8 protein-coding genes are annotated in these 16,873 nt (G+C 67.9%); 4 read left to right on the top strand and 4 right to left on the bottom strand.

All coding sequences use genetic code 11. From position 1 onward, the window contains the following. Nucleotides 1-331 precede the first annotated feature (331 nt). Genes G555_RS0105135 through G555_RS0105125 form a run of 3 tightly spaced genes read left to right on the top strand, consistent with a single transcriptional unit; the run spans nucleotide 332 to nucleotide 2,527 of the window. A complete protein-coding gene (locus G555_RS0105135; RefSeq protein WP_028708049.1) occupies nucleotides 332-1,117 on the top strand; it encodes a transporter substrate-binding domain-containing protein in 786 nt (261 codons plus the stop codon). Nucleotides 1,118-1,131: 14 nt separating this feature from the next. Next, nucleotides 1,132-1,815 (top strand): amino acid ABC transporter permease, encoded by a 684-nt coding sequence (locus G555_RS0105130; RefSeq protein WP_028708048.1) that lies wholly within the window; start codon nucleotides 1,132-1,134, stop codon nucleotides 1,813-1,815. Continuing rightward, nucleotides 1,793-2,527, top strand: a complete 735-nt coding sequence (locus tag G555_RS0105125; protein WP_028708047.1) for an amino acid ABC transporter ATP-binding protein — start codon at nucleotides 1,793-1,795, stop codon at nucleotides 2,525-2,527. The genes G555_RS0105130 and G555_RS0105125 overlap by 23 nt, the downstream gene beginning before the upstream one ends. Before the next feature lie 75 nt (nucleotides 2,528-2,602). Here G555_RS0105125 and G555_RS0105120 read toward each other — a convergent pair whose 3' ends face one another. From G555_RS0105120 to G555_RS0105105, 4 genes are all read right to left on the bottom strand, one after another. Then, entirely contained in the window at nucleotides 2,603-3,832 is a 1,230-nt protein-coding gene (locus G555_RS0105120) for a type 1 periplasmic-binding domain-containing protein (protein WP_028708046.1), read from the bottom strand. A 1-nt stretch (nucleotide 3,833) separates the two neighbouring features. Further along, nucleotides 3,834-6,848: a hypothetical protein gene (locus tag G555_RS0105115; RefSeq protein WP_028708045.1), complete on the bottom strand. Its 3,015-nt coding sequence runs from the start codon at nucleotides 6,846-6,848 to the stop codon at nucleotides 3,834-3,836. Nucleotides 6,849-7,063: 215 nt separating this feature from the next. After that, nucleotides 7,064-7,837 (bottom strand): DUF6882 domain-containing protein, encoded by a 774-nt coding sequence (locus G555_RS0105110; protein ID WP_211223182.1) that lies wholly within the window; start codon nucleotides 7,835-7,837, stop codon nucleotides 7,064-7,066. A gap of 133 nt (nucleotides 7,838-7,970) precedes the next feature. After that, nucleotides 7,971-13,712 carry a DUF7927 domain-containing protein gene (locus tag G555_RS0105105; protein WP_156887448.1) on the bottom strand — a complete coding sequence of 1,914 codons (5,742 nt, stop codon included), beginning with the start codon at nucleotides 13,710-13,712 and terminating at the stop codon, nucleotides 7,971-7,973. 945 nt (nucleotides 13,713-14,657) lie between these two features. Between G555_RS0105105 and G555_RS0105090 the strand changes: the two genes are divergently transcribed. Beyond that, complete coding sequence (locus tag G555_RS0105090) at nucleotides 14,658-16,778, top strand: bifunctional lysylphosphatidylglycerol flippase/synthetase MprF (RefSeq protein WP_169337867.1); 2,121 nt, start codon at nucleotides 14,658-14,660, stop codon at nucleotides 16,776-16,778. The last annotated feature ends 95 nt before the right edge of the window (nucleotides 16,779-16,873 follow it).

The following is a 16,873-nucleotide window of genomic DNA, read 5'->3' as shown; positions in this document are numbered from 1 at the left end:
CGAAACGATCACACACCGCACGAAGTCCTTTCGACAAGCTCAAGGACCCGGTGGCTGGAAGCTCAAGGACCCGGTGGCCTCGTTTTCGAGCGTCGGATCGGCCCCATTTTCGAGCGTTGCCGACAACGTCTACGGAAGGGCTGCCCGCAGCAGGCACGACGGGAGTGGTTCCGGTACGTGTTTCTCACATCTGGGCTACGGGCGCTCAGAGAGCGGTGCTTGCCCGGCGAGCGCACCCGCTAGTTTGCCGTTGCCATGAGCGGGCCGCAGTCGGCAGCTCGCACCGGGACGCGAAGACGCCTCTCGTCGGCGAAGACGCACCAAGAGGAGAATGATGGTCACGTTCGCCCGCCGCCTCGCCGCGGCCATCCTGTGCGGCGCCGTCGTCGCCACCGCTGCCGCATGCGCCGCACCCACCACGGCGGGTGAGCGGAAGACGTACGTCATCTATTCCGACAACGCCTTCGCGCCGTTCGAGTTCCTCGACCAGACCACGAACACCTACACCGGGCTGGATCTCGACCTGCTCACCGCGATCGGCGCCGACCAGGGCATCACGTTCGACGTCAAGAACGAAGGCTTCGACGCCGCGATGGGTGCCGTCCAGTCCGGCCAGGCGGACGGGATGATCGCCGGGATGACCATCACCGACGAGCGGAAGAAGACGTTCGACTTCTCCGACGGCTACTTCGAGGACGGTCAAGTTCTGGTCGTGCCGGCCGACAGCGCGGCGTCGTCGCTCGACGACCTCCGCGGCAAGGTCGTCGCCGTTAAGGCGAGCACCCAGGGCGCCCAATACGCGGAGTCCGTGAAGAACCAGTACGGCTTCACCACCCAGGTCTACGAGGATTCACCGACCATGTACGCAGCCGTGCAGAACGGCACCAACGCCGCCTGCTTCGAGGACCGATCGGTCGTCGGCTGGGCGATCAAGCAGGGCAAGGTGCAACTGAAGACCGTGGGTCGGACCCTCCAGCCCGGCCAGTACGGCTTTGCCGTCAAGAAGGGCAACAACCCCGAACTGGTCGAGAAGTTCAACGCGGGTCTGGCTCATCTGCGCCAGACCGGCGACTACCAGAAGATCCTCGACAAGTACGGCCTGGCGACCCAGGGCTGACAGGCCGTACCGGGATGGACGTCTGGAGGGTTCTCCGGGACGCGTCACCGCTGCTGTTCCAGGGCCTTGGAACGACCGTCCTCGTGGCCGTCGCGGCGATCCTGCTGGGCATCGCCGTCGGATTCTGCGTGTGTCTGCTCGGCCGTTCGGCACATCGACCCCTGCGGGCGTTGGCGGCTGTCTATGTGTGGGTGGTGCGCGGGACGCCGATGATCGTCCAGGCATTCATCGTCTACTTCGGGGTGCCGCAACTGGTGCAACTGGCGGTGCCCGGGTTCCGGATCGGCGTTCTCGAGGCTTCGATCGTCACCCTGACGTTCAACGCGGGCGCCTATCTCGCGGAGATCTTTCGTGGCGGCATCCAGGCGGTCGACAAGGGCCAGGTCGAGGCTGCCCGCAGTCTGGGGATGTCTTCATCGCGCACCATGTACCGGATCGTCCTTCCCCAGGCACTGCGGATCGCCGCGCCGTCGATGGTCAACCAGTTCATCATCACCGTCAAGGACACGTCGATCCTCTCGGTGATCGGCTTGGCGGATCTGGTCAACAAGGCGAAGGTCTACGTGGGGAGCTCGTACGAGTTCTTCGCCACCTATGTGCTGGTGGCCCTGTTCTACCTGGTGCTCATCTCGGTGCTCATGGTGGTGTCGAACAGTGTGGAGAGGAGGTTCGGCGATGGCGCCCAAGATCGTCGTTGAGCACGTGCACAAGAGCTTCGGCGCGCTCCACGTGCTGCGCGGGATCGACCTTCAGGTGGGCGAGGGAGAGGTCGTGTGCATCATCGGCCCCTCCGGCTCCGGCAAGTCGACCCTGCTCCGGTGCCTCAACCAGTTGGAGACGGTCTCCGACGGCCGGGTGACCGTCGACGGCGTCGCCATGAGCGACGCCGCCACCGACCTGAACGCCGCCCGCAGGAACATCGGCATGGTGTTCCAGGGCTTCAACCTGTTCCAGCATCTGACGGTGCGCCGGAACCTGACGCTGGCACCTGTGGATCTGAAGGTCATGTCCCGTGCGGAGGCGGATGCCCAGGCCGGGCGACTGCTGGCGAGGGTCGGGCTTGCTGACAAGGTCGATGCCTACCCCCGGCAACTGTCGGGCGGGCAGCAGCAGCGGGTGGCGATCGCGCGGGCGCTCGCGATGCGACCCGACGTCATGCTCTTCGATGAGCCGACCTCTGCGCTGGATCCGGAGATGGTGGGCGAGGTGCTCGCCGTGATCCGCGATCTCGCGGAGGCCGGGATGACGATGGTGATCGTCACCCATGAGATGGCCTTCGCCCGCGATGTTGCCCACCGTGTCGTCTTCATGGCGGACGGCTGCATCGTCGAGCAGGGCACGCCCGCGGCGGTGTTCACGAGCCCGCGCGAGCCGCGGACACGAGACTTCCTGCGACGGGTGTCCGGCTGAGGACCAGCCGTCGCATCCGGATCGACGCGGAGCTGTCCCGTCGAAAGCGTCTTCCTCGGAATCGACGCGGCTTCCTCAGACCTCGAACCAGTGCACAGTCGCGGCGTTCTCGCCGGGTCGCAGGCCGAGGCGCTGGACGGCGGCATGGAGAGCGACGACGTCCTGGGCGGCGAGCGCGCCGGGCGAGGTGAAGTCGAGCGTGGGCCCGGCGAGGCCGTCGCCGGGCCCGACGACCATGGCGGCAAGGGCCGAGGACACGTCGGCGGGAGTGGCGCTTCCGGCGTGTTCGGCCGCCCGGACGAGCGAGACGACCGCGTCGTGACTGGCCGTGTCGGCCCACAACGCGGCCGTCGCGTACGGCTCGTCGCCGAACAGGTCGGTGCAGTCGGGGTCGCCGGAGGCAAGCCGGTTCGCCGTCGCGAACGCCGACATCCGCCGTCCGGCGTCGGTGGCGGTCAGGGCGACCGCGTCGTCGGTGTTCGTCCCGACCGCGATGAGCGGAGCCGACGGCAGACCGGACCGCGCGATCTCCTGCCTGAACTGCGGGCTGAGCGCGTCGCCGGTGACGACGATGGGCACCTGTCTCTGTCCGAGCCGGCCGCTGAGGGCGGTGACCAAAGCGGCCTGCTCCCGGGCGGAGGCGGCGATCACGATGCTGTCCGACGTGCCGATCTCGACGGACTCGACGATGCGCTTGGGCAGCGCCTCCCCCTGCGCGTAGGCCACAGGGTCCGCCGGCAGACTCCCTGTCGCCGTGGCCTCACCGGCGATCACGAACGGCGCGGAGACGCCGAGTTGCTCGAGGGTGCTTCGGATCGCGGCCGACTGCGCCGTCGCAGTGGACCCGGTCGCCCACACACCGGGGCCTGTCGCGCCGGGGTCGTAGGGCACCAGGACGGGGGCAGCGCTCGTGTTGTCGAGGAGTGCCTGTCTGACGTGCGGCCCGGCCGACAACATGACGATGCCCGAGACGGCTTGTCCGTTCAGATCTGCGAGCGCGCGGCGCACGCTGTCGGCGGTGCCGCCGTCCAGGGCGGTGACGATCTCGATCTCGGTCCCGCCCATGCCGAAGCGGTACTGCGCGACCACTGCGCCCTCGCCGGCGGCGCGCCACTGCGATCCCTCGCCGGCCACCGGAGCAGCCACCACGCCGATGCGGACGGTCTGCCCGGCCACGCCGCCGTTCACCGAGAGTGCGATCGGGCTGGCCTCCAGTGCCGTGGGCGTGGGCGCCGGCGTAGCGGGAGTGCACCCCATGAGTGCCGCGACGAGTACGCAGACCGCCAGGACGACCCCGCGGTGCATGTCAGCGCTCCGACACGTGGATGGAGTACACCGTGGCGGCGACGCCCGCGCCGTTCGACGGCCCGGGGAAGGCGGGCAGTGACCGATCCAGGCCGGCCCGGAGCAACGCGGCATCCAGGCGCGATCCGACGATCTGCGACGAGGTGGTCGCGCTGTAGGCCTGTGTCTGGTCGATGACCGTGCGGATGACCATCGCGGTGTCTCCTGTCAGGGCGGATGTGGACCACAGCTTGCCCAGCAGCCCGGCCCGGCTGTCCGGATCGGGAACGCCCAGGTTCGCGAGGATGGCCGCGAAGTCCGCGGACAGCCCCGACCGGGCCGCGGCGGCGTCCCGGTTGGCCGAGTCCACCTGCGCGATCAGGCCCGTCACCGTCGCATCCGTCGACGCGCTGAACGCCTCTTCGAGGCGCGTGGCATCGCTGCTGTTGCCGGCCTTGGCCGCCTCGACCGCCGCAAGGTTTGCCTTGGTGATCGAGATCGTCTTGTCACGCAACTGGGAGGTCAGGCTTCCGGACATGAGATCGACATCGCTGGTTGCAGTGCCCGCAGCGGTGTCCGTGCGGGCGGCGGCCGCGTCCAGGGCCGCGGCCAGTCCCACTCGGTTCTCGTCGGCGGCAGTGAACCAGGCCGACAGGCTGTCGCGCGAGTCGCCGGTCTGGCAGAGGATGTGGTCGCTGAGAGAGAAGATCGCGTCTGCGGCAGCAGCGGGGATGGTCCCGCTCGCCACGGGACACGCCTGGCCCGGCGTGACGGACCCGGTGTAGATCCCGTTCATCGTCTCTCGGATGCGGGCCGTCAACTCCGCCACGCTGCCTTCCTCGTCCTGGCTGAACGCCGTCTGCAGGTTCTTCGCGGCGTCGTCCATCGTTGCCAGTGTGCCCGCGGCCTGCGCGCCGTCTTCGGGCGGGATGTACAGCGAGTTGAGCAGTTCCTCCGTGGCTTCGAGTTTCTCCTCGATCGTCGGCAGTGCGGTGTCCAGGTTCTGCAGGGACCGGCCCGCGGTGTCGAGGTCGTCGCCGGCGCCGTTCAGCAGCGAGGCGACGCTCGGATCGGGCCCCGAGGTGCCCACGACCGACGCAGCCAGTCTCCGGTCGGCATCCGCGGATCGGACCAGTCGCGCCACCAGGCCCGCCGTCGCCGCCGCGTCGCACTCCTCGGTGTCGGCGACGACCTCGAGGGCAGAGCTCATGGCGGTGACGGAACTGCCGCCGCCCAGGCTCGCCGCCCAGTCCTGCGGGCACAGCGGATCGGCGCTCACGGCCTGTCCGACGATCGCGATGGCGTCGGACTGCCAGCCGGCAGGAAGCCCGACGGGCTGGCCGGCCGAGTTCAGGATCGACGAGGCGCGGCTGACGGCGTCTGTGGCATCCGCCACCGCATCTTTGGCGTTGTGCGCCTCCCGGCTCAGCGAGACGCCTTCGATGACGTCGGCATCCTTCGCCTCTTCGATGACGGCGCGGAGTCCCTGCACCTGTTCCTGGGCGGACGAGACCGCGGCCGCCACCGCGTTCGCGTCACCGGCCGCGTCGTCGGACGCCTGGGCCAGACCGTCCAGCGCGGACGTGATGCCTCCCAGCGCTGTGGACAGCCGCGCGGCTCCGACCGCCAGGTCGGTGGCGCCGAGGCCGTCGACCCACGAGTTCAGATCGGACTCCAGGCCGGCGAGGCCGTCTGCGTCGGCCGCGAGCGCGTTCCGCGCATCGCTGATCGCGCACCGCACCGACGTCGAGTTCGGCGAACACGTCTGGTCGGGCGTTCCAAGAGTCTCGGCCAGATGCGCGACGATCGCGTCGCGGCAGTTCTGCCGAGCCGCGGCCGTGTCGCCCGTGGCGGTGGCCGCATCGGAATCGTCGGCGGTGAACGCGGCGGCGAGCGCTCCCACCTGCTCCTGGACGAGGCGGACGGCGGAGGCGACCGTGTCCGGGCTGCCCGGCGCGAGATCCGGCAGAGTGATCGAGCAGCCGTCGATGACGGTCGGCGTGGTCTCGAGCGGGCCTGTCGTCGTCCCCAGCACATCGTTGTTGAGATGGTCGACGAGACGCGTCAGATCCTGCGACAGGTCGCCCTGTGCGCCGGTGATGGAGGAAGCCGTCTGGGCCTTCAGCGCGTCAAGGCGCGTCTTCGTCTCGTCGATCTGGGAGAGGATGGCCGCCGATCCGGCCTTCAGCTCCGAGTATGTCTTCGAGCCGAGTTCCGACGCGTCCTTGGCGAGGGAGGCGTGCACACGGTCGACGAGTTGCTGGCTCTTCGATATCTCGGCGCTCACGCCCACGACGAGTTTCACCGCGTCCGCACGAGACTGCGAAGCCTCCGAATCGTCGCCGCTCGAAGCCGCAAGCAGGCCTTCGATCGAGTTGTCCGCGTTCAGGCCCGGCTGGACCATGATGTCGAACGCCGGTGGCACGAAGTCGGTCGCATCGACGGCGAGTCGGAAGACCAGCACCGAGGGGAGCACCGGGGCGGCCGTGAGCCCGGCCCACTGCACCACCGTCGCACCCGTCTGCACAGAGGCGATCCCGTTGGTCACGCCCCCGGCGCCGTCGGGCCGCTCCTGGCCGGGGACCGCCACCTGGCCGAGACCGACGCCGTCGAGGCGGGCCGATGCCGTCACCGTCAGGGGAACGCCCGCCAGACCGTACTTGCGATACTTCGAACCTTTGCTCTCCACCGTCGCCTGTTGTGCGGTGACCGTCAGGTTCTCCACCATCACGTCGATCACGATCCGCCCGTCGCGCCCGGTCAGGGATGCGAGGTTCGTTCCCGTCTCGCCGCCCGCGTACCAGAGCGTCTGCACACGCATCGGCAGGTTCGCGCCGTCCGTCGTCGGATCGAGGGCCACGACCTCGCCCGGACCTGCCGTCGCATCCTTGGGCACGGTCGATGTCGTGATCGCCGTCACGGCCGCGCTCGGGCCGATCTGCACGGAGATGTTCTGAATCGCGTCGGCCGGCTGGGCGTGACTCACGCTCGGCGCGCCCGCCAGGCCGGTGAGCGACACGGCGGCCACCGCGGCCACGGCAATCGCCGCGCGCCGCCTGCGCCCGCCATGGCGTCCCCTCGCTGAACAATCCGACATTCCCCGAACTCCTTCCGCGAGCCGATCCTCCGGCCGCAAAGACCCGGCCGCCTCGGTAACGCCTTGATCACGAACCTTCGAGTCTGCGCCGCGACACGATGAGGGTCCGGAGTCTTCGTCCGCCACGACGTCATCGGCCCGCGGGCGTCTTGGGGTCACGACGTCTGCAGACCGAACTGGGTGATCCTGCCCCATCTGTCGAACGAGAACCGTGCGCTCACGGACCCGTCGGTCACTGACGCCGCAGTGAAGTCAGGCCCGTCCCAGGCGAGCTGCCACCCCGCGTGCCGGGCGAGACCCCAGACCGCCGTGCGGGGATCACGCAACACACCGGACGCGAGCAGGCGCGGTAGTGCGACCACGGCATCCTGCACGGTGAGCGGCTCCACGGGCGTATCCAGCACGATCACCGCGCGCGTCCCGCCACCGGGCGACGGCGCGAAGAACGGAGCTCGGCCAAGCAACTCGCACGCCGCGACACCGACATCCTGTGCCGCCCGCTTGGCGAAGTCCCCAGGGTCTTCACCGCCGAGTTCCGGAAACGGCACCTCGGCCTGCGCCAAGATCCGAGGACCTGTCGTCTCACCGTGAGCACGCAGGAGGTGCGCCGGTGCAGTGGACGGGACGTGCGGCAGCGCCCACGCCCACAACAGGCTCCGCGGCCCGGGCGCGATACTCGCGATGAGGTCGCCTTTCGTCTCGATCCTCCGAGACGGGTCGGCCGTCGACGTGAACGTCAACCGGGCCGCCTGAACGTTCATGTCCCAACGCCAATCGCCGAACTGTTCGAGGCGATGCTCGAACGCGTCCTGCCGTAGGGCCACCCAGAGGGCGGCACGATCGACCAACGGGGCAAGATCCCCGAAAGCCGGCGCCCGGCCGTACTCCGGCTGCCGGGGCTGGTTGAGGGTGTTGCCGGGATCGGCCATCGTGATCTCTTCTCTCGTGTCTCGGGGGCGGCCTGCGGCCGTGCGGCCTTCGGAACTACCGGGGGCGGGTGCCGTCGGTCCTTGCGGATCGACGGCACCCGCCCCCAGGGATGGATTCCCTTACCGGTCTACGTCACGCCTCACGACGCTTGCGAGACCAGATCAGCAGCCCCACACCGGCCAGCAGGAGCACTCCCGCGACGACCGCGAGCGGTCCGGCGGTCGCACCGGTGAAGGCGAGCAGCCCGACGGGGATGTCGAACACCGCCTCGGCCGGATCCTCCGGGTTGGGGACGCCGCTGGCGATCGAGGGCGGAGTCGGGTCTCCCGGCTTCCAGCCCGGGATGTGCCCGGTCGCGATCGCCTTGTTGACGACCTTGCCCGCACGCACGTCCGCATCGGTCAGCGTGTAGGTCGCATGACCGACCACGCTCTCCCCCGGCGCGAGGTGACCGGCAACCGCGGGCCACGCCTCCCAGGTGATCGCCGACAGGCCCGGCAACGGATCGGTCACCGTGACGTCGACCAGGCTGATGTCGCCGGTATTGGTCACCGTGAAGGTGTACCGCAACGTGTCCCCGGCCCGCGGGGCTTTCGTGTCGCCCGTGGCCTGCTCCACCGTCTTGGTCAGATCGATGGCCGGATTCACCACCAGCGGCACCTTCACCTTCGACGTCGAATCCACCTTCGTGCCGTCGTCATCGGTGCCGATCGCCGTCGCCGTGTTGGGCACGTTGCCCACGACCACGTCCTCCTCGGTCACGACATACGTCGCCGTCGCCGTCACCGTCTCGCCGGGCTTCAGGACGCCCTCCTTCTCCGGCCACGGCCCGTACACGATCTTCGACAGGCCGGGCTTGTCGTCGACCAGATGCACGTCGTGCAACACCCGCGGACCGTCGTTGACGATCGTGAACGTGAACTCGACCGTGTCACCAGGCCTGCCCGTGTCACCATCGGCCAGCACACCGTCCTTGACCAGCGAGATGTTCGGCACCTCGTGGTTGACCGTGTCGCAGGTCGGCGCGGCACACGCCGGACCGGTCGGCGTCTCCGGGAACTTCGGGTCGCCCGGATTGAACGGCTCCTCCGGCGGGTAGGCGGGCACGAAGGCCGTGTTCAGCAGCTTCGAGTCGCCCCGTTCGCCGTCGGCCTTCACCGTCACCGTGTAGGTGATCACCACGGACTTGTCCGCCGCGAGCGGGCCCGTCCACACCAGACGCCCATCGGATCCGACCGTTACCGCACCGGCATCCGCACCGTCGATCGTCGCCTTTGCGTCGTCGTTGAACGTCGCATCGTCGGTCACCTTGGACAGGTCGTCCACCAGCAGGGCCGGCATGTCGGCGGTGAAGTCACCCGGGCCGTTGTTCGTGCCCGTCACCGTGTAGGTCACGATGTCGCCCGGCACCACCGAGATCGTCTCCTTGTCGGAGGTCTTCTCCACGGCCAGCGCCGGCACGTCATGCTCCACCGTCGCACACGTCGGGGCGGCACACTCCGGACCGGTCGGCGTATCCGGGAACTCCGGAGTGCCCGGCTCGAACGGCTCACCCGGCGGGTAGGACGGCACGAAGGCCGTGTTCAGCAGCTCCGAGTCGCCCCGGTCGCCGTCCGCCTTCACCGTCACCGTGTAGGTGATCACCACGGACTTGCTGACAGCCAGCGCGCCCGTCCACACCAGACGCCCATCCGATCCGACCGTCACCGGCCCGACATCCGCACCGTCCACCGTCGCCTTTGCGTCGTCGTTGAACGTCGCATCGTCGGTCACCTTGGACAGGTCGTCCACCAGCAGGGCCGGCGTGTCGGCGGTGAAGTCACCCGGGCCGTTGTTCGTGCCCGTCACCGTGTAGGTCACGGTGTCCCCGGCGCGCACCTCGACCGGCTTGTCCGAGGTCTTCGCGACGACCAGCGCCGGCGCCTTGTGATCCACCTGCGCGCACGAACCCTCTGTGCACTCGTCCGGCGGCGGAACCTCGAAGCAGTCCGTGTCGTCCGCGGCGCATCCCGATGTCGTCCCCGGCGTGAACGCCGTGTTCAGCAGGTCGCTGTCACCACGATCCGCATCCGGCTTCACGGTCACCGTGTAGGTGATCGTCACCGACTTGCCCTTGGCCAGCGGACCCGACCACACCAGACGGTCATCGGACCCGACCGTCACCGCACCGGCATCCGCACCGTCGATCGTCGCCTTCGCGTCGTCGTTGAACGTCGCATCGTCGGTCACCTTGGACAGATCGTCCACGACGACCGCCGACACCACACCGGTGAAATTACCCGGGCCGTTGTTCGTTCCCGTCACCGTGTAGGTGATCGTGTCCCCGGCGCGCACCTCGACCGGCTTGTCGGAGACCTTCGCCACCGTCAGCACCGGCGTGTAGATACCGGCATCCAGCGTCGGGTTGTCCTGGCCCGCCGTCAGCACCGCGGTCATCTTGCCCGTGGACGGGGTGACATCGGAGTCCACAGCGTCGTCCGTGCCCTTGTTCTGCGCCGTGAACAGCGTGCCCGCCGGGCGGGCCACCGTCACCGTGTAGCCATCGTCATCCGACGCCCGCAGGCCGGTGAAGCTGTACTTCCCGTCACCGTCCGTGGTCGTCGTCAACGACACCGCATTGCCCAGATCATCCGTGCCGGTCAGCGTGACCTTCACGCCGCCGACGCCCTTCTCGCCGGAATCCTGGATGCCGTTGCCGTTCGCGTCGTTCCACACCAGATCGCCGACCGTGGCCGCCACAGCGTTCACCTGCGACTGCGTCTTGCCCAGCAGCGAGGCGGACACGAACACGTCGCCCGGCTGCACGTCGCTGATCAGCGCGTCCATCGAGTTCACGAACAGATCCCCCGCAGCGTCGCCGGTCGGCTCGAACACCACCGAATACGAGAACGCATCGTCGGCCTCGAACAGGCCGTTCGAACGGAACCGCAGACCCGTCGCATTCGCCGGCACGTCCGACAGACTCGCCGCCAGCTTCCACGTCGCACTGTTCACCGTCAGCGGCGCAGCCGAACTGGCAGCACCCGTCGAGTTCACCGCGGCCTGCGGATCCAACGACAACTGGCCGGCCGGCACCGTCGTGTACCACACCTCCGCGTCGGCCCCGGAGGCCTTGCTCACCCCGGCGAAGCTCAGCGTGCCGCTGAACGACGAGGCCGGCGCCGTATGACCGTTGCACGTCGCCGCGCCCTCCTCACACGGCGCGGGATCCACCCCGTTCGCGGGGAAGATGTCGATCATGTCCAGGTTCGCCTTGCCGCCGACCGGGCCGATGTTGTACGACGACACCGACCACGTGATCTTCTCATTCGTGCCCTGCCCCGACCGGTTCACCTGCACCTGCGGAGACGCCACAGACTTCTCCACATAGATCCCCGACGGGTTCAGCACCTGCACCTGCTGCGTATCCGTCCGCATCGCCAGTGACGACGCGTCGCCCACTGCCGACACCACCGCCGTGTTGGTGTACGTACCCGAACCCACAGACGGAGACACCGTCACGTCGTACGTCACCGCCGGAATCGTCGAACCCGCCGTCTGCGGGCCCAGATCCCATCGCACGTACGTCCCGGAATCACACGACAACTCGGATGCGCTGTCCGACGTGAGCGAATACGGCACAGACGACGAGACCAGATCGAACCCGGCCGGAATGCAGTCCTCCAGCCGAACGTTCGACGACGGAGCGCCCGCGACCGCCGACGACAACACCGGCTGCAAACGGAACGAACGCCTCTGCCCCACCGACGTCTGCGTCACCTGGTCCGTCCACGCACCACCCTGGTTCTCGGTCTGCAACACCTGCTTATTCACAGACACCTGCAAACCCGTCACCGTCACGCGATCGCCCCTCGGATACCCCGTGCCCGCCGCCAGATCGTAGGTCGACAACGCGTAGGTCCCGTTCGCAATCAAAGCATCCGGGGTCGTATTCAACCCCGACATGGCCGATTCCCAGTTACCCAGCATCGTGCCTACAGGCGCATCATCCGCAACCCGCAGACCGATCGACAGCCACGCGATTGACCTGCCGACCGTCGAACCGTCCATCCGGAGCGCGACCCGCACCATGTTCACACCCGTGTAGATCCCCTGCGACACCAGGCCCGGATCATTACCCAAACCCGGATCAGTCGGCGACGAATACCACGTCACATCATCCCCACCACAATCCTGACCCGCCGCAGCCTTCGAGTCATTCGAATACCACACCTGAAGAATCTGAGCGTGCGCACTGCCCGGATCGGCAATGTAGCCCGTCCCATAGAAGTTTCCCGAGACCCAGACCGCCGCGCCGTCGGAGGGCGTGATCTGGCCACCAGAGGCGCGGCCAGAGCTTGGATAGCTCTTCGCCTGCAGATTCAGATGAGCGCTATCCCAGTAGTCACACGCCACGAACGTGCGGGGATCGGCCGAGCCAGAGGTCTCGAACGCAAGCCCGCTGATCACATTCGTCCCAGGAAACACCAGCCCATCACCCGAACCCGCTGCAATATTCCCCGCCGGGCCGTCCCAATAATCGCCTGCAGTCCCCGGTTGGAACACCACGGGTTTCGTGTTCCACGCATCGCCCGGAACACCCGCGAAACGCTTAGTGAAGCCCCCGTCCGGAGTAATCGTGCGGTTAACGTCGCGCTCGTTGTTCGACGGATCGTCCGCGCCCGCAGGAAGTCCCTGGCCGGCAATATCGGTCAACCCGAAATCCGTCAACTCGTTCGTCAGCCTCAACGTCCAGCTGCCGCTCGAAAGCACGCCGTAATCCAGGGTTGCGGCATCCGGGATGTGCACGTTCAGCCCGAATTCCGCGACCACCGCCTTGTTCGCATCCGGCAGGGGGTTGCCGGCCACATCAAGAGACGGATGCGTGTAGGCGGAGTAGTCACCGCCCGACACCGTGCACGACACCTCAGTGCCCGGACCACCAGCCTGCGAACACGACACAGTCCCCGTATCCCGTGCCGAATTCTCAAGCGTGCGACTGCCGCCCACATTCGAATAGGGAATACCAGCGGCTTGACTGTTCATGGCAACGTTATTGAAGCGCGCACCATACTTTGCAAGATCCGTGATCCCCGACACGCCATAGAACGCCTGTGGGGAAAGATCATCGGTGAACGTGAATGACGTGGCCGGAGACACACCCTTCGAACCAGAAGGCAGCATGACGGTAATCGGATATGTCACGGAAAAGCACGCGACAGAAGAATCCCAGAAGCATGCAGCGGGCTGGTTCACGAACCCCTGCTTGTTGGGGCTGTCCCACAGCCCGTTCTTCGAGATGTCATACATCGGGGCGGACACGACCGTCACGTCGATGGGGTTCGTGACATCCGCGGTCTGATCCGACGACACCGTGATCGACCCGGTGAGCTCCGTGCCGTTCGGCACCTCGGCGCGGGCCGTGAACGCCAGCGGGAACTGGGTCGACGCATGGTCGACCTCATACTGCGACGGGATCCCGCACACCAGCACCTGCTGTGGCAGCGACTCCCAGCTCGTCCCCGTCAGCGGCTTCGCCGGCGCCGGAACCGAGGCCGGCGTCAACGACGAATCCGCGGCATCACAGAACTGCGGGATGCCGCCGCTCACCTCCATGCCCTTCGGCACCTGCACGGTGATCTTCGCGCCGGTCTGCGCGCCGAGCATGGTCGTCGACACCGTCCACACCACGTTGTCGTTCGTCCGCACCAGATCGTTGGTGTCGTTCGCATCCAGACTGTCCCAGTCCGGAGTGCCCGTCTGTCGCGTTATGGCGACAGTGATGCTCTCATCGGCGCGCGGTTCTGGCGCTGCGAAGGCCTGCCCTCCTCCCGCTGCCATCGCCGTGAACAGCATGCCCGCGGCACACACCACCGCGAGCACCCGTCGCGTCACCCCTCGACGGCGACACGCTTGAACCACAGACATAGGACCAACCCCCGAAGACAAGCAGCACACGCGCGATCTACGCGGTGCGTCGTCACAGACTGCCCACGGCTCGGCTCGTGCACGGGGGGAGAACGCCGCCTGCCTGAATCGGCCGGACAGATTACGTAGCGAAACCCGTGCCACTAAGGGGTGAGCCCGCCCCACTCCGGACCCTTGAGCCTGTCCCCCGCCAGGTCCTTGAGCTTGTCGAAAGGACGGGCTTGTGCGCGGTGGCTTCGACAAGCTCAACCACCGGACCCTTGAGCCTGACCCATCGGGTCCTTGAGCCTGTCGAAAGGACGGGCTTGTGCGCGGTGGCTTCGACAAGCTCAACCACCGGGTCCTTGAGCCTGACCCCACCGGGTCCTTGAGCCTGACCCCACCGGGTCCTTGAGCCTGTCGAAAGGACGGGCTTGTGCGCGGTGGCTTCGACAAGCTCAACCACCGGGTCCTCGAGCCTGACCCCACCGGGTCCTTGAGCCTGTCGAAAGGACGAGCTTGTGCCGCGGTGGCTTCGACAAGCTCAACCACCGGACCCTTGAGCCTGTCCCCCGCCAGGTCCTTGAGCCTGACCCCACCGGGTCCTTGAGCCTGTCGAAAGGACGAGCTTGTGCCGCGGTGGCTTCGACAAGCTCAACCACCGGACCCTTGAGCTTGTCGAAAGGACACCGTGGTCCGGCGGGAAGAGGATCAGTTCGGTGGTGGACCCGGCGGACCGAACCGTGCGCAACAAGGCGTCCAGCCGGTCGAGATGGGCGAACGGTCGTGGAGTCGATCATGCACGATCTGGTCCCACGGAACGGCTGCGAGCCTACGTACCCGCCCGGCGCTGCGGTCGTTCCCCCGGCATGCGACTACGGAAGGTGCCGCCGGGCCACCGGACCGGGCTCGAATATCCCGGAATGTTCCGCCATGGGTGCGGATCCTGTCTCGTCAGCCTGTCCGGCTTCGCCGACGGCACGCCTGATCCGGCGTGCCCCCGTCACCACCGCCCTCCTGGCGACCCTGCTGATCGTGGGGATCAGCACAGGCACCGCCTGGACCCCCTTGCGGTCGCTGCCATGGTTCGAGCAGGTGGCCTTCGGCTGGCCGGCGCTGGCCGGCGGCAGGTGGTGGACGGTGCTCACCGGATCGTTCCTGGCGCGCACGCCCGTCGAGTTCTGGCTCATGCCGCCCTTGGTCGTGCTCGGAGTCGGGATCTGCGAGTGGCGGCTCGGCACGAGGCGGACGCTGCCGGCCGCGTGCGGGCTGCAGATCGCCGGAGTGGTGCTGGCAAGCCTCGCCGTGGGCACTCTCGCGGCGACCGGATGGGGCTGGGCGGCCCACGTCGCGCGCTCATACGACGCCGGGATCAGCGCCGCCTACTACGGCTGCGCGGGAGTCATGACGAGCACCCTGCGGGCACCGTGGAGGGGCCGGTTGCGGTTGTTCCTTCTGGCGCTCACGATCGTCCCGCTCGTCTATATCGGTCGACTCGCAGACCTGATACACGTCATCGCGGTGCTGATCGCGCTGCCGCTCGGCCCCCTGCTGTGCGGGCGGCGTCCGCAGTGGCGTCTTCCGTCCGTCTCTCGACGCGAGGTCCGGCTGCTGTCCTCGTCGTTCTTCGCGCTCAGCGCCGGGCTCACGGTCATCGGCCATCTCACGTCGGGCGACGGCATGCTCGGCCCCTTCGGCGGTGGGTGGGCCGATCCGTGGTGGTGGACGATCGTGAGCGCGATCCTCGACCTGGCCGTCGCCTGGGGCCTGCTGCACGGCAGACGCACGTGGTGGTGGTTCGCGACGGCCCTCACGTCGCTGACCCTCATCGCCGCGACGGCGGGCACCACCCTCGTCCTGCTGCTGCCCAGTCGACCGTGGGAGTCGGCGGCCGTCGCGTGGACGATTGAGGCGTTCCAGCTCGCCCTCCTCCTCGTCGGGCGTGGGGCCTTCCGCAATCCCGGCAGGTTGACCAGGAAAGGCAGCACGCCCTCACAGCACATCGCCTCGCTTCCCACCGAGGCGGAACGATCGCGGGCCCGCGACGTGCTGGAGCGGGTCGGATCTGCGAACCGCCTGTCGTGGATCACCACCTGGTCGGAGAACCGCTGGTGGTTCCCTGCCGACATCGACGGCTTCGTCGCCTACCAGTTGCATGCCGGCATGGCCATCGGCCTGTGCGACCCCGTCGGCGCACCCGACCGTGTGCCTCTGCTCGCCGACAGCTTCGTCGCCGCCGCGCAGGACGCGGGCCGGGGGGTGTGCTTCTTCTCGTCGACGAGCCGGATCGCCGACTGGGCGCGCGACCGAGGCTGGACGGTCCTCACGGTCGCACAGGAGGCCGTCATCGACCTGCCGAGCCTCGAGTTCCGCGGGAAGCGCTGGCAGGACATACGCACCGCGTTCAACCAAGCATCCAAGCTGGGAGTCACACACCGTCTGATACGCCTTGCCACGGCCCCTCGGGACATCCGCAGGCAAGTGGCCGCGATCTCGGACCAATGGGTCGGCGACAAGGCACTGCCCGAGATGGGCTTCACCCTGGGAGGCGTCGAAGAGGCTGAGGACCCGGACGTGTGGGTCGGCATCGCCGAGGACGGGACCGGCCGCATCCACGGCGTGACCAGTTGGCTGCCCGGCCACATGCCGGGCGGCCCGATCGAGAGCTGGACGCTCGACGTGATGCGGAAGGCCCCCGAGTGCTTCCGCTACACGATGGAGTTCCTGATCGCCTCGGCATGCCGCGAGTTCCGGTCTCGCGGCTGCCTGACCCTGTCGCTGTCCGGGGCGCCGCTCGCCGCGGCCGTGGATGCGCCCCAGCCCGCCGACGCTCTGGATCGGGTGGTGAACCGCCTCGGCGCAACGCTGGAGCCGTACTACGGTTTCGGCTCCCTGGAGCGCTTCAAGAAGAAGTTCCAGCCACGTCACGTCCCGCTCTACCTGGCCGCCCCCGACGAGGCCGCGCTCGCGCGGGCGGGCATCGCGGTGGCACGGGCATATTTGGCGCACGCCACTCCGCTGGAACTCGTCAAGCTGCTACACAACTCAAGATGACCACTGTGTCGGTCCTTTCGACAGGCTCAAGGACCGGGGACGCAGGGGCGCCGCACAACGTCCTTTCGACAGGCTCAAGGACCGGGAACACCGGG

It is taken from the genome of Propionicicella superfundia DSM 22317, assembly GCF_000423465.1.
GTDB classification, from domain to species: Bacteria; Actinomycetota; Actinomycetes; order Propionibacteriales; family Propionibacteriaceae; genus Propionicicella; species Propionicicella superfundia.
This window is presented reverse-complemented; position numbering and strand designations above follow the sequence as displayed.